This is a genomic window from Escherichia sp. WS33 (assembly GCF_046486385.1).
In the GTDB taxonomy this organism is placed as follows: domain Bacteria; phylum Pseudomonadota; class Gammaproteobacteria; order Enterobacterales; family Enterobacteriaceae; genus ECMA0423.
This window is the reverse complement of sequence record NZ_JBJQLJ010000008.1, coordinates 62,085-75,380: the sequence shown is the minus strand read 5'-3', so window position 1 is coordinate 75,380 and position 13,296 is coordinate 62,085. Positions and strand designations below refer to the sequence as shown.

At 52.8% G+C, this 13,296-nt stretch carries 14 protein-coding genes and 1 pseudogene; 5 read left to right on the top strand and 10 right to left on the bottom strand.

What is annotated here, in order from left to right; translation table 11 throughout:
• Positions 1-72 precede the first annotated feature (72 nt).
• From dgoD to dgoR, 4 genes and pseudogenes are all read right to left on the bottom strand, one after another.
• Positions 73-1,221, bottom strand: a complete 1,149-nt coding sequence (dgoD, locus tag ACJHXA_RS09080) for a galactonate dehydratase (protein ID WP_000705001.1) — start codon at positions 1,219-1,221, stop codon at positions 73-75.
• A complete protein-coding gene (gene dgoA / locus ACJHXA_RS09075) occupies positions 1,218-1,835 on the bottom strand; it encodes a 2-dehydro-3-deoxy-6-phosphogalactonate aldolase (RefSeq protein WP_001198699.1) in 618 nt (205 codons plus the stop codon). Before dgoA ends, dgoD begins: the two co-directional genes overlap by 4 nt.
• Positions 1,819-2,696, bottom strand: a pseudogene (dgoK, locus tag ACJHXA_RS09070) (2-dehydro-3-deoxygalactonokinase). The gene dgoA and the pseudogene dgoK overlap by 17 nt, the downstream one beginning before the upstream one ends.
• Complete coding sequence (gene dgoR / locus ACJHXA_RS09065) at positions 2,693-3,382, bottom strand: D-galactonate utilization transcriptional regulator DgoR (RefSeq protein ID WP_000174305.1); 690 nt, start codon at positions 3,380-3,382, stop codon at positions 2,693-2,695. Before dgoR ends, dgoK begins: the two are co-directional and overlap by 4 nt.
• Before the next feature lie 277 nt (positions 3,383-3,659).
• On the opposite strand from dgoR, the gene yidX reads away from it, so the two are divergent.
• The gene (gene yidX, locus ACJHXA_RS09060; RefSeq protein WP_000772934.1) at positions 3,660-4,316 is read left to right on the top strand and encodes a protein YidX; all 657 of its coding nucleotides are present in this window, start codon (positions 3,660-3,662) and stop codon (positions 4,314-4,316) included.
• A gap of 45 nt (positions 4,317-4,361) precedes the next feature.
• Here yidX and yidA read toward each other — a convergent pair whose 3' ends face one another.
• The 6 genes from yidA to dnaA all read right to left on the bottom strand — a co-directional run bounded on the left by yidA (position 4,362) and on the right by dnaA (position 11,951).
• A complete protein-coding gene (yidA, locus tag ACJHXA_RS09055; RefSeq protein ID WP_000985549.1) occupies positions 4,362-5,174 on the bottom strand; it encodes a sugar-phosphatase in 813 nt (270 codons plus the stop codon).
• Between the two features lie 114 nt (positions 5,175-5,288).
• Positions 5,289-5,687: a YidB family protein gene (locus ACJHXA_RS09050; protein WP_000522208.1), complete on the bottom strand. Its 399-nt coding sequence runs from the start codon at positions 5,685-5,687 to the stop codon at positions 5,289-5,291.
• Positions 5,688-5,926: 239 nt separating this feature from the next.
• A complete protein-coding gene (gene gyrB, locus ACJHXA_RS09045) occupies positions 5,927-8,341 on the bottom strand; it encodes a DNA topoisomerase (ATP-hydrolyzing) subunit B (protein WP_000072067.1) in 2,415 nt (804 codons plus the stop codon).
• Positions 8,342-8,369: 28 nt separating this feature from the next.
• A complete protein-coding gene (recF, locus tag ACJHXA_RS09040; protein ID WP_000060112.1) occupies positions 8,370-9,443 on the bottom strand; it encodes a DNA replication/repair protein RecF in 1,074 nt (357 codons plus the stop codon).
• Positions 9,443-10,543, bottom strand: coding sequence for a DNA polymerase III subunit beta (gene dnaN / locus ACJHXA_RS09035; RefSeq protein ID WP_000673464.1), 1,101 nt, complete (start codon positions 10,541-10,543; stop codon positions 9,443-9,445). The genes recF and dnaN overlap by 1 nt, the downstream gene beginning before the upstream one ends.
• Positions 10,544-10,547: 4 nt before the next feature.
• A complete protein-coding gene (dnaA, locus tag ACJHXA_RS09030; RefSeq protein ID WP_000059111.1) occupies positions 10,548-11,951 on the bottom strand; it encodes a chromosomal replication initiator protein DnaA in 1,404 nt (467 codons plus the stop codon).
• A 296-nt stretch (positions 11,952-12,247) separates the two neighbouring features.
• Here dnaA and ACJHXA_RS09025 point away from each other — a divergent pair, with 296 nt between their 5' ends.
• The 4 genes from ACJHXA_RS09025 (at position 12,248) to yidD (ending at position 13,295) form a co-directional block, all read left to right on the top strand.
• Entirely contained in the window at positions 12,248-12,328 is an 81-nt protein-coding gene (locus ACJHXA_RS09025; protein ID WP_120795392.1) for a protein YsdD, read from the top strand.
• A 229-nt stretch (positions 12,329-12,557) separates the two neighbouring features.
• Positions 12,558-12,698: a 50S ribosomal protein L34 gene (gene rpmH, locus ACJHXA_RS09020; RefSeq protein ID WP_000831330.1), complete on the top strand. Its 141-nt coding sequence runs from the start codon at positions 12,558-12,560 to the stop codon at positions 12,696-12,698.
• A gap of 16 nt (positions 12,699-12,714) precedes the next feature.
• Positions 12,715-13,074: a ribonuclease P protein component gene (gene rnpA / locus ACJHXA_RS09015; protein WP_000239730.1), complete on the top strand. Its 360-nt coding sequence runs from the start codon at positions 12,715-12,717 to the stop codon at positions 13,072-13,074.
• On the top strand, positions 13,038-13,295 hold the full coding sequence (gene yidD / locus ACJHXA_RS09010; protein WP_001307474.1) for a membrane protein insertion efficiency factor YidD: 258 nt from the start codon (positions 13,038-13,040) through the stop codon (positions 13,293-13,295). Before rnpA ends, yidD begins: the two co-directional genes overlap by 37 nt.
• The last annotated feature ends 1 nt before the right edge of the window (position 13,296 follow it).

The following is a 13,296-nucleotide window of genomic DNA, read 5'->3' as shown; positions in this document are numbered from 1 at the left end:
CCTGTAATTTACAGAGGGTTATATTTTTGTATTGCTGTTTTAGTGCCCGATGAGGGGCTTACGTGGCAGGAATTACCACTCTGCTACGCTGTTATCTTCATGACGCCAGAGCGGATTACGCCAGTCCGGGGCATTTTTACTGAACTCAATAACTTTAGCTTCGTCGATTTCCACACCTAAGCCCGGTTTCGTTAACGGTTTAAAGAAGCCGCCAACCATACTGAAGTCTTCTTTGTTTTTCACAAAGTCGAGTAACTCCGCGCCTTTGTTGTAATGAATGCCCATACTTTGTTCCTGAAGTACCGCGTTATAGGAAACAAAGTCGATATGCAGGCAAGCCGCCAGTGCAATCGGTCCGAGCGGACAGTGCGGCGCAAGGGTCACATCATAGGCTTCTGCCATTCCAGCAATTTTGTAGCATTCGGTAATACCGCCTGCATGGGAGAGATCCGGTTGCAGAATCGAAATACCGCCTGCCTCCAGCACGCGTTTAAAATCGAAACGTGAGAACATGCGCTCACCCGCCGCCAGTGGAATATGCGTTTGTGCCGCCAATTTCGGGTAGTATTCGGCTTGTTCCGCCAGCACCGGCTCTTCAATAAACAGCGGGCGATACGGCTCCAGTTCTTTAATCAGCACTTTCGCCATTGGCGCGCTGACGCGACCGTGGAAATCAAGACCAAACTCAATCTGATTGCCAAAAGCTTCACGAATTTGTGCCACGGTGTTGACTGCCGCATCTACCGCGCGGGAGTTATCAATTAGCCCCAGTTCTTCACAACCGTTCAGTTTGAAGGTATCGAAGCCGATTTCGCGCAGGGTTTTAATGCCGTCGATAACATCCGCCGGACGATCGCCGCCGACCCAACTGTAGGCTTTAATTTTGTCGCGAACCAGGCCGCCCATCAGTTGCCAGACCGGCGCATTCAGCACTTTGCCTTTGATATCCCATAACGCCTGGTCGATCCCGGCAATGGCGCTCATCAGGATTGGACCGCCACGATAAAATCCGGCGCGATACATCACTTGCCATAAGTCATTGATGCGCGAAGGATCCTGACCAATCAAATAGTCACCCAGCTCGTGAACTGCCGCTTCCACCGTACGGGCGCGGCCTTCAATCACGGGCTCGCCCCAACCGACCACGCCTTCATCGGTTTCAATTTTCAGGAACATCCAGCGGGGAGGTAAACGATACGTGGTAATTTTGGTGATTTTCATTGCACTGCCTCTCGATACGCCTTAACAAATGCTGCTGCCTGCTGCGCGGTGCGTTCTACGGACTGCCCGGCGCGATAGAGATCGCTGCCTAAGCCCGCCCCAGCACAACCTGCGTCTATCCACTGCGCCAGGTTTTCTGGCGTCACGCCGCCAACGGCAAAGACTGCGATGTCCGATGGCAATACCGCTTTTAACGCTTTGATGTATTGCGGACCAAAAGCCGATGACGGAAATATTTTCAGCGCCTGCGCGCCCGCTTCGAGCGCGGTAAAGGCTTCGGTCGCCGTCGCGCAGCCGGGGCAGACGGTCATGCCGTAGCCCACCGCACGGCGGATCACTTCACTATGGATATTGGGCGTAACGATGAGCTGACAGCCCATCCTGGCGAGCGCATCGACCTGTTCAGGTTTCAGTACCGTACCTGCGCCAATCAACGCCTTGTCGCCATACGCATCAACGATGGCGGGAATGCTTTGCTCCCATTGTGGGGAATTCAGCGGGATTTCAACCGCGTCGAACCCGGCGTCAATCACCGCGCCAACATGCGCCAGCGCCTCGTCGGGCTTAATGCCGCGCAAAATGGCGATCAGCGGAAGTTTAGTTTGCCACTGCATGAGCGATGCTCCTTATACCAGCCTGAAATGCCGTGTCGCCCGCCACCGCCGTCACGTCGCAACCCATCGCCTGAAAGGCTTGCTGGTAGCGCGCGGTCAGCGATGTTCCGGCGACAAGGGTGATGGCGTGTTGATGGGTCACATAGTCGCGCATACTGGCAACCTCTGCGCCAATCAACAAACCAGAGAGAAATTCGCTGACCTGTTCGCGGGGAAGTGTTCCCAGCACATGCGAGGCGCGAACTTCAAAAAGCTGCGGCAATATGGCGGGCGCATTAAGGCCGCGCTCAAGGCCAGCCGCGAAGGCATCGGCAGAGTTTTCCTGCGGCGGCAAACCTGCGCCAATCAATGAGTGATTTAACAGTAAATGATGTAATTCACCGGTCATCACGGTGCGAAAATCGTTGATTTGCTGGCTATCGGCCTGCACCCATTTGCAATGCGTACCGGGCATAACATAAAGAGAGGAAGGAGCCAGAGCTGGCGCGCCGATCAATTGTGTTTCTTCGCCGCGCATCACATTGTGGTTATCGTCATGAGAGACGCATAATCCGGGAATAATCCAGATATTGTCGCCAACAGACGTTAATTGTTCGCCAATAGACGAAAAACGGGCAGGAACAGATAAATACGGAGCAACTTTCCAGCCGACATTGCTGCCGACCATTCCTGCCATCACACTGGCGTATTTTCTTCACGCCAGTCGGTCGTGACTTCTGCTAACACCGCAGCCGGAGATTTTCCGTTCAGGCGCGTGACGCCTGCTTCTGATTGCCTGCTCTCCAGGCAGTGGTCGCCCTGATAAAGCCAGGCGCGCAGATTGGTCGATCCCCAGTCAATTGCGATGTAGCGAGCTGTCATGTGATTTCCTTTAACCTTCGTGTCGAGCTGGCGATCATGGTAAGCGCCGCCTGCTCTGCCGCATCGCCGTCCTGATGCCGTATTGCATCGAACAGCGCCTTATGTTCCTGGAGCGTTTGCGGCATGTTGGCCTCATCGCCCATCCAGGTTCGTTCAAAAACCGCCCGCTGCAACGAACTGATCGCAATGCTAAGTTGCTGTAACACCGGGTTATGTACCGACTGCAGCACCGCCTCGTGGTAGCGAATATCCGCTTCGTTAAACGCTTCGCGGTCCTGATTGTTGGCAATCATCTCGTTCAGCGCCGATTCAATCTGCGCCAGATCGCTGGAAGTCGCGCGCTCTGCTGCCCAACGGGCAATCGCCGGTTCCACCAGATTTCGCACTTCGCTCATGGCACTGATAAGCCGTGGGTCGTAGTCGTTTTCCAACACCCATTGCAGTACGTCAGTGTCGAGGTAATTCCACTGGTTACGCGGTGCCACAAACGCCCCGCGATAACGTTTCATTTCAATCAGCCGCTTCGCCATCAGCGAACGGAACACCTCACGGATGATGTTGCGCGAGGTTGCAAACTCTTCACAGAGCTCCGCCTCAGCCGGAAGTGGCGAGCCAGGTACGTATTTGCCGTGAACGATCTGTTTACCCAGCGTAATGACAATGCGATCGGTTTTATTGAGAGTCATGGAGAGTCCTTGTGCTCTGTATGTTCTTCTCTACTTTACCCCGATCGATGCATAACGCGGCAACTTTGTAGTACCAGCGTGATGACGTTCGCGTTTGCCGTGTGCGTAATGTAGTACAAACTTATATTGTTGTACTACAATTTAGATCACAAAAAGAACAATGCATAAAAAAATGACATGCGTCGGGCAGAAATCTGAAAAGGGATATCAGGCGCTAAACAGGAGGGAAAGAAGAGTATGCTTTCAACGGCTTAGCTACTCGTTTAAAGGATTAATCATGAAGTTGAATTTTAAGGGATTTTTTAAGGCTGCCGGTTTATTCCCACTGGCGCTGATGCTTTCAGGCTGTATCTCGTATGCTCTGGTTTCCCATACCGCAAAGGGTAGTTCAGGAAAGTATCAATCGCAGTCAGACACCATCACTGGGCTATCGCAGGCAAAAGATAGTAATGGAACAAAAGGCTATGTTTTTGTAGGGGAATCGCTGGATTACCTTATCACTGATGGTGCCGATGACATCGTTAAGATGCTCAATGATCCAGCACTTAACCGGCACAATATTCAGGTTGCCGATGACGCAAGATTTGTTTTAAATGCGGGGAAAAAGAAATTTACCGGCACAATATCGCTTTACTACTACTGGAATAACGAAGAAGAAAAGGCACTGGCAACGCATTATGGTTTTGCCTGTGGTGTTCAACACTGTACCAGGTCACTGGAAAACCTAAAAGGCACAATCCATGAGAAAAATAAAAACATGGATTACTCAAAGGTGATGGCGTTCTACCATCCATTTAAAGTGCGATTTTATGAATACTATTCACCCAGAGGCATTCCGGATGGTGTTTCCGCAGCATTACTGCCAGTGACTGTTACGCTGGACATCATTACTGCACCGCTGCAATTTCTGGTTGTATATGCAGTAAACCAATAATCAGTAAGCGGGCAAACGCGTTTATGCTGTTTGCCCGTCCACTGATTAATTCAGCACATACTTCTCAATAGCAAACGCCACGCCATCTTCAAGGTTGGATTTGGTGACAAAGTTCGCCACTTCTTTCACCGAAGGAATAGCGTTATCCATCGCCACACCGACGCCTGCATATTCAATCATTGCGATGTCGTTTTCCTGATCGCCAATCGCCATGATTTCTTCCGGTTTAATACCTAACACGTCGGCCAGTGATTTCACACCCGTACCCTTGTTAACGCGTTTATCGAGGATTTCGAGGAAGTACGGCGCACTTTTCAGCACGGTATATTTCTCTTTCACTTCCTGCGGAATACGCGCAATAGCCTGGTCGAGGATGGCGGGTTCATCAATCATCATCACTTTCAGGAACTGGGTATTGGGGTCCATTTTCTCCGCTTCGCAGAACACCAGCGGAATGGTGGCAACGAAGGATTCATGCACCGTGTAGTAGCTGATATCGCGATTTGCTGTATACAGCGTGGTGCGGTCCAGGGCGTGGAAATGAGAACCGACTTCGCGAGAGAGTTTTTCCAGGAAACGATAGTCGTCATAGCTGAGAGCAGTTTGCGCCACGGTGCTACCATCAGCGGCCTTCTGTACCAGCGCGCCGTTATAAGTAATGCAGTAGTCGCCCGGCTGTTCCATATGCAGCTCTTTCAGGTAGTTGTGCACACCTGCATACGGGCGACCCGTCGTTAGCACGACATTCACGCCACGGGCGCGAGCTGCGGCAATCGCATTTTTAACGGCGGGTGAAATGGTGTGATCGGGCAGCAGAAGGGTGCCATCCATATCGATAGCAATGAGTTTGATAGCCATGAGTTCCCCAGGTAGATTAGTTCCTGACCCATGCTAACGCGATTCCGCTCAAAAATCAGTACAACACCCGAGGGAAAAGGGGGATGCAACGCGGGTTGCATGCTCCCCATTTGCTTAGCGGAAGAGTTTCCCTTTCAGCAGTTCCATGCCTGCGGAAAGCAGATCGTTATTGGCTTGTGGAGACACTTCACCTTGCGGTGAGAGCGCATCAATAATCTTCGGCAATTGTTCTGCCAGTAAACTGGAAGCTGTACTGGTATCCACGCCAAGTTTTTGTCCAAGATCGGACACCGCATTTGTGCCGAGCGCCGATTCCAGTTGCTCGCCACTAACCGATTGATTGCCCTGTTGATTACTCAGCCAGGTTGAGAGAATGGCCCCTAAGCCGCCACTTTGCAGTTTTTCCAGCAGCACCTGAATGCCGCCCTGCTCCTCAACCCAACTTAAAATAGCCTGATATTTCCCCGCATCGCCTTTCAGAAAGGCACCGACAACTTCATCAAAAAGCCCCATGATAATCACCTGTAAAGCGTTACGTGTTGACCCAAAAAGTATAGATCTGCGGGATGATAATTGCGGATTGCAGAAATAAAAAGGGCGGAGATGATCTCCGCCCTTTTCTTATAGCTTCTTGCCAGATGCGGCGCTAACGCCTTACCCGGCCTACAAAATCATGAAAATTCAATACATTGCAAGATTCTCGTAGGCCTGATAAGCGTAGCGCATCAGGCACGCTCGCATGGTTAACGCCATTAAATATCGATATTCGCCGCTTTCAGGGCGTTCTCTTCAATAAACGCACGGCGCGGTTCAACGGCGTCGCCCATCAGCGTGGTGAACAGCTGGTCAGCAGCAATCGCATCCTTAACGGTAACGCGCAGCATACGACGACTTTCCGGGTCCATGGTGGTTTCCCACAGCTGTTCCGGGTTCATCTCGCCCAGACCTTTATAACGCTGGATGGAGAGGCCGCGACGGGACTCTTTCACCAGCCAGTCCAGCGCCTGCTCGAAGCTGGCTACCGGCTGACGACGCTCGCCACGTTCGATAAACGCATCTTCTTCCAGCAAGCCACGCAGTTTCTCACCCAGCGTGCAGATACGACGATATTCGCCACCGGTGATAAACTCGTGATCCAGCGGATAGTCAGTATCCACACCGTGGGTACGCACGCGAACAATCGGCTCGAACAGGTTTTGCTCGGCATTGGTGTGGACATCAAACTTCCACTGGCTACCGTGCTGTTCTTTGTCGTTCAGTTCGCTGACCAGCGCGTTCACCCAGCGGGTAACGGTCTGCTCATCAGAGAGGTCAGCTTCCGTCAACGTCGGTTGATAGATAAGCTCTTTCAGCATTGCTTTCGGATAACGACGCTCCATACGATTGATCATTTTCTGCGTCGCGTTGTACTCAGATACCAGTTTCTCTAACGCTTCGCCAGCCAATGCCGGTGCACTGGCGTTGGTGTGCAGCGTTGCGCCGTCCAGCGCGATAGAGATCTGGTACTGATCCATCGCTTCGTCGTCTTTAATGTACTGTTCCTGCTTGCCTTTCTTCACTTTGTACAGCGGCGGCTGAGCGATGTAGACGTGACCGCGTTCAACGATTTCCGGCATCTGACGATAGAAGAAGGTCAACAGCAGCGTACGAATGTGCGAGCCGTCGACGTCCGCATCGGTCATGATGATGATGCTGTGATAACGCAGTTTGTCCGGGTTGTACTCGTCACGACCGATACCACAACCAAGCGCGGTGATAAGCGTCGCCACTTCCTGAGAAGAGAGCATCTTATCGAAGCGCGCTTTCTCGACGTTGAGGATTTTACCCTTCAGCGGCAGAATCGCCTGGTTCTTGCGGTTACGCCCCTGCTTCGCAGAGCCGCCCGCGGAGTCCCCTTCCACCAGGTACAGTTCGGAAAGCGCCGGATCGCGTTCCTGGCAGTCTGCCAGTTTGCCCGGCAGGCCCGCTAAGTCGAGCGCACCTTTACGGCGGGTCATTTCACGCGCGCGACGCGCCGCTTCACGGGCACGGGCAGCATCGATAATTTTGCCAACCACGATTTTCGCGTCGGTTGGGTTTTCCAGCAGGTATTCTGCCAGCAGTTCGTTCATCTGCTGTTCAACCGCCGATTTCACCTCAGAAGAAACCAGTTTGTCTTTGGTCTGGGAGGAGAATTTCGGGTCCGGCACTTTCACGGAAACGACCGCAATCAGGCCTTCACGCGCATCGTCACCGGTGGCGCTAACTTTGGCTTTTTTGCTGTAGCCTTCTTTGTCCATGTAGGCGTTCAGGGTACGGGTCATTGCCGCACGGAAGCCTGCCAGGTGAGTACCACCGTCACGCTGCGGAATGTTGTTGGTAAAGCAGTAGATGTTTTCCTGGAAGCCATCGTTCCACTGCAACGCCACTTCGACGCCAATACCGTCTTTTTCGGTGGAGAAGTAGAAGATATTCGGGTGGATCGGCGTTTTGTTCTTGTTCAGATATTCAACGAACGCCTTGATGCCGCCTTCATAGTGGAAGTGGTCTTCTTTGCCGTCACGCTTGTCGCGCAGACGAATGGAAACGCCGGAGTTGAGGAACGACAACTCACGCAGACGTTTCGCCAGAATTTCATATTCGAACTCGGTCACATTGGTGAAGGTTTCGAGGCTAGGCCAGAAACGCACCATGGTGCCGGTTTTTTCAGTCTCGCCGGTAACCGCCAGCGGGGCCTGCGGTACACCGTGTTCGTAGATCTGACGGTGAATTTTACCCTCGCGCTGGATAACCAGCTCCAGTTTTTGCGACAGGGCGTTTACTACCGAAACACCAACGCCGTGCAGACCGCCGGACACTTTATAGGAGTTATCGTCAAATTTACCGCCTGCGTGCAGAACGGTCATGATCACTTCCGCCGCCGATACGCCCTCTTCCGGGTGAATACCGGTCGGAATGCCGCGCCCGTCATCCTGTACAGAGACAGAGTTGTCGGCGTGAATGGTGACGATAATTTCTTTACAGTGACCCGCGAGCGCTTCGTCGATAGCGTTATCTACCACCTCGAATACCATGTGGTGCAGACCGGTGCCGTCATCCGTGTCGCCGATATACATACCCGGGCGCTTACGCACCGCATCCAGCCCTTTCAGGACTTTGATACTGGAGGAGTCATAAGAATTCGACATCAACGTTTCTCGCTCATTTATACTTGGGTTAATCCGTTATTTTACCCTTTTCCACGGTAAACATCTTCGAATTTTCGTCCGACATGTCTATAACGTGTTCAGCACTGATCGCGCTGACAAAGACCTGTGATTGCGTCGCTTTTAAGCGGCTGGCAAGCAGCCCGCGACGCTCATCATCAAGCTCAGAGGCAAAATCATCTATCAGGTAGAGACACCGCCGCCCGCTTTCACGGGTGAGGAACTCTCCTTGCGCCAGACGTAAGGCGCACATCAACAGCTTAAGCTGCCCACGCGATAAGGTATCTTCCACCGGCGCACCGTCGGCGCGAATGCGTAAGTCCGCTTTATGCGGGCCATGCGCGGTGTAGGTTAGCTGGCGATCGCGTTCAAAATTACGTTCCAGCACCTCAGCATATTCTGTCTCTTTCTCCCAGCCGCGCTGGAAAGAGAAAGTCAGAGAAAACTCAGGGAGAAATTGCTTACAAGTATCGGCCATATCAGCCGCGATACCGGCGCTATACTCCGCGCGCCAGGTGCTGATTTGCTCCGCCAGCGGGATCAGTTCTTTATCCCACGGGCGTAGCTGTTCGTAACGTGTCACCTGGCGCAGCGCCGCATTGCGCTGCTTGAGCAATCGCTTGAGATTGCTCCAGGCGGTGAAAAATCCGGGTTCGTTGTGAAAGCATCCCCAGTCGAGGAATGCTCTTCTGTATTTGGGGCCGCCGTTGAGTAAAGTAAACCCTTCTGGCGTTATCAACTGCATTGGCATCAGGTGCGCCAGTTCCGCGACCTTATGCCCGTCTGTACCGTCGATGCGGACTTTGCTGTCGCCCTGTTTGTCTTTGGTTAAGCCAATCGCTGTCTCGCGCTCTTCGCCCTGTAATCGCCCGTGGAGAACAAACGCCTCCTGCTCATGGCGAATGACGCGACCAATCTGCAAACTGCGAAACGCCCGACCATGGCCGAGCGTATAGATGGCTTCCAGCACGCTGGTTTTGCCACTGCCGTTGGCACCTACCAGAAAGTTAAAGCCGGGAGATAAAGCGAGATCCGCGGTTTCAATGTTGCGGAAATCGCGGATCAACAAGCGGGTGAGGGACATTACAGTCTCATTGGCATGACAACATAGGCAGCCGACTGTGATGCGGCATCTTCAATCTGCACGCTGGAAACCGAATCGGTCAGCATCATGCGGACGTTTTCGCATTTCAGCGCGTTCAGAACATCCAGCACATAGCTGACGTTGAAGCCGATTTCCATCTCCGCACCGCTATAGGTAACGTCGAGGATCTCTTCCGCTTCTTCCTGTTCCGGGTTGTTGGCGGTGATTTTCAGCTGGTTTTCGCTGACATACAGGCGCACGCCGCGGAATTTCTCGTTAGAGAGAATTGCCGCACGGGCAAACGCCTGCTTGAGCAGATCGCAGCCAGCTTCCAGATGTTTGTCCGGATTCTTCGGCAGAACGCGGCGGTAATCCGGGAAGCGACCATCCACCAGTTTGGAGGTGAAGATAAAGTCGCCAACGTGGGCGCGAATATTGTTGCTGCCAATCTGCACGCGCAGCGGATTGTCGCCGCCGTCGAGCATACGCATCAGTTCAATCACGCCTTTACGCGGTACGATCACCGAATGGCTTGGCAAAGATTGACCAATTGGCATTGAACAGACCGCCAGACGGTGGCCGTCGGTTGCCACGGTGCGCAGTTCTTCACCTTCGGTTTCAAACAGCATACCATTTAAGTAATAGCGAACGTCCTGATGCGCCATCGAAAACTGGGTCGCTTCAATCAGACGCTTCATCGTTGCCTGCGGCAGGGTAAATTCGACTTCACTCTGCCAGTCATCGAGGTTCGGGAAATCCGCCGCTGGCAGGGTAGACAGCGAAAAACGGCTACGCCCGGAGCGCACCAGCATCCGCTCACCTTCCAGCTGCACGGCAATTTCCGCGCCTTCAGGCAGACCACGGCAGATATCAAAGAATTTGCGCGCCGGAACGGTCGTCGCTCCTGGCTCGTGTGGCTGAACCAGCGCAACGCGTGCCACCATTTCCATCTCGAGATCAGTACCGGTCAGCGACAACGTACCGTCAGCAACCTGTAACAGCAGATTACCGAGAATCGGTAGCGTAGGACGACCACCTAACGGACCGCTCACCTGTTGTAGCGGTTTTAATAAATGCTCACGTTCTACGGTAAATTTCATAGGTTTACGATGACAATGTTCTGATTAAATTTGAAAAATCTTCTTTGATATCGTGGCTCTCTTCACGCAACTGCTCGATCTTACGGCAGGCATGAAGCACCGTCGTGTGGTCACGACCACCAAACGCATCGCCAATCTCCGGCAGACTGTGGTTAGTCAGCTCTTTCGCCAGCGCCATCGCCATCTGGCGCGGACGCGCCACCGAGCGGGATCGACGCTTGGAAAGGAGATCCGCAACTTTGATCTTGTAGTACTCCGCCACCGTCTTCTGAATATTGTCGATGGTGACCAGTTTTTCCTGCAATGCCAGCAAGTCGCGCAGCGCCTCACGCACGAAGTCGATGGTGATCGCCCGTCCGGTAAAGTTGGCGTTAGCAATAACGCGGTTCAGCGCCCCTTCCAGCTCACGTACGTTAGATCGTAGACGCTTGGCGATAAAGAACGCCACTTCGCCTGGCAAACGAATGTCATTTTCGTCGGCCTTTTTCATCAGGATCGCCACGCGGGTTTCCAGCTCTGGCGGTTCGATCGCCACAGTCAGCCCCCAGCCGAAGCGGGATTTCAAACGATCCTCAACGCCGTTGATCTCTTTCGGATAGCGATCCGAGGTGAGAATGATCTGTTGATTACCTTCCAGCAGGGCGTTGAAGGTGTGGAAAAACTCTTCCTGAGATCGTTCTTTATTAGCAAAAAACTGAATATCGTCGATCAGCAGTGCATCTACGGAACGGTAGTAGCGTTTAAACTCTTCGATCGCGTTGTTTTGCAGGGCTTTAACCATGTCCTGAACAAAGCGCTCGGAGTGCATATAAACCACTTTGGCATTCGGCTTGCGCGCCATAATGCCGTTACCCACCGCATGCAGCAGGTGAGTTTTACCCAGACCCGTGCCGCCATAAAGGAACAACGGGTTATAGGCACCGCCAGGGTTATCTGCCACCTGGCGAGCCGCCGCGCGCGCCAGTTGGTTAGATTTACCTTCGACGAAGTTATCAAACGTGTGTTTGACGTTTACGTTAGAACGATAGGTCGGTTCTGCCGGGGCCGGGACGTTATCCCAACCTGAGCGCGTAGAAGGCGCAGCACGTTGCGGCTGCGTTTGCGCCACCTGTGCAGGGGCCGCGACGTTGCTCGTCACTGCCGCTTGTGGCGTTTGCGTCACCGGTTTGGTGCCGACTTCAAAACGCAGCTGTGGGGCATCCGCTCCGCAGAAACTGGTTAGCAGTCCATTGATATTATTAAGGTACTTGTCCCGTACCCAATCGAGGACAAAACGGTTTGGCGCGTACAGGGCCAGCGTGTTATCGCTCAGTTCCGCCTGCAATGGGCGTATCCACATACTGAATTCTGTGGCTGGTAACTCATCCTGCAATCGGGCAAGACACTGCTGCCAAAGCGAAAGTGACACGGCGGACTCCACTCGAACAAAAGTCGATAATGACTAAGGCTGAAACATTCATGATTGTTGACGTACGTCGAAAAGACCCTGCTTGAGGGTGACGCACGAACCGCTGTCTGCGGTTATATGCCCGATCAAGATCCTGCAAAACGATCGGGACCGCGGATCATAGCCTAAACTGCGCAAGAGATCTTCTGTTTCTCACAGATTTTCCCGATTTATCCACAGGACTTTCCAGAACTCGCTAAGTGTAAACGATCCTGCCGCGAGGCGGGCACGATTTACGCCGCATATTGGAAAATTTAATGACCATAGACAAAAATTGGCTTAATCGATCTAATAAAGATCCAGGACGATCCTTGCGCTTTACCCATCAGCCCGTATAATCCTCCACCCGGCGCGCCATGCTGGTTTCCACTGGTGTGAGGTCGTACATTTTCCCTGCGAAAAGGTGCGGAAAAGCGCGGTAAATAAGGAAAGAGAATTGACTCCGGAGTGTACAATTATTACAATCCGGCCTCTTTAATCACCCATGGCTTCGGTGTCCATCGTTTCATTTTTCGGCGGATATCCAATAAAGCCATTGAATTTATTCAAGTTTAGGTAGAAATCGCCATGAAACGCACTTTTCAACCGTCTGTACTGAAGCGCAACCGTTCTCACGGCTTCCGTGCTCGTATGGCTACTAAAAATGGTCGTCAGGTTCTGGCACGTCGTCGTGCTAAAGGCCGCGCTCGTCTGACCGTTTCTAAGTAATAAAGCTAACCCCTGAGTGGTTAAGCTCGCATTTCCCAGGGAGTTACGCTTGTTAACTCCCAGTCAATTCACATTCGTCTTCCAGCAGCCACAACGGGCTGGCACGCCGCAAATTACCATTCTCGGCCGCCTGAATTCGCTGGGGCATCCCCGTATCGGTCTTACAGTCGCCAAGAAAAACGTTCGACGCGCCCATGAACGCAATCGGATTAAACGTCTGACGCGTGAAAGCTTCCGTCTGCGCCAACATGAACTCCCGGCTATGGATTTCGTGGTGGTGGCGAAAAAAGGGGTTGCCGACCTCGATAACCGTGCTCTCTCGGAAGCGTTGGAAAAATTATGGCGCCGCCACTGTCGCCTGGCTCGCGGGTCCTGATAGCCCTCATTCGGGTCTATCAACGCCTGATTAGTCCGCTACTCGGGCCGCATTGTCGTTTCACTCCAACCTGTTCAAGCTACGGAATTGAGGCATTGCGCAGGTTTGGAGTGATAAAAGGCAGTTGGTTGACGGTGAAACGCGTATTAAAATGCCACCCTTTACACCCTGGTGGTGACGATCCCGTCCCGCCCGGACCATTTGATACCAGAGAACACTAAC

Coding starts and splice junctions, on each gene's coding strand:
- dgoD (WP_000705001.1), bottom strand. CDS start 1,221: ATGAAAATCACCAAAATTACCACGTATCGTTTACCTCCCCGCTGGATG.
- dgoA (WP_001198699.1), bottom strand. CDS start 1,835: ATGCAGTGGCAAACTAAACTTCCGCTGATCGCCATTTTGCGCGGCATT.
- dgoR (WP_000174305.1), bottom strand. CDS start 3,382: ATGACTCTCAATAAAACCGATCGCATTGTCATTACGCTGGGTAAACAG.
- yidX (WP_000772934.1), top strand. CDS start 3,660: ATGAAGTTGAATTTTAAGGGATTTTTTAAGGCTGCCGGTTTATTCCCA.
- yidA (WP_000985549.1), bottom strand. CDS start 5,174: ATGGCTATCAAACTCATTGCTATCGATATGGATGGCACCCTTCTGCTG.
- ACJHXA_RS09050 (WP_000522208.1), bottom strand. CDS start 5,687: ATGGGGCTTTTTGATGAAGTTGTCGGTGCCTTTCTGAAAGGCGATGCG.
- gyrB (WP_000072067.1), bottom strand. CDS start 8,341: ATGTCGAATTCTTATGACTCCTCCAGTATCAAAGTCCTGAAAGGGCTG.
- recF (WP_000060112.1), bottom strand. CDS start 9,443: ATGTCCCTCACCCGCTTGTTGATCCGCGATTTCCGCAACATTGAAACC.
- dnaN (WP_000673464.1), bottom strand. CDS start 10,543: ATGAAATTTACCGTAGAACGTGAGCATTTATTAAAACCGCTACAACAG.
- ACJHXA_RS09025 (WP_120795392.1), top strand. CDS start 12,248: ATGACCATAGACAAAAATTGGCTTAATCGATCTAATAAAGATCCAGGA.
- rpmH (WP_000831330.1), top strand. CDS start 12,558: ATGAAACGCACTTTTCAACCGTCTGTACTGAAGCGCAACCGTTCTCAC.
- yidD (WP_001307474.1), top strand. CDS start 13,038: ATGGCGCCGCCACTGTCGCCTGGCTCGCGGGTCCTGATAGCCCTCATT.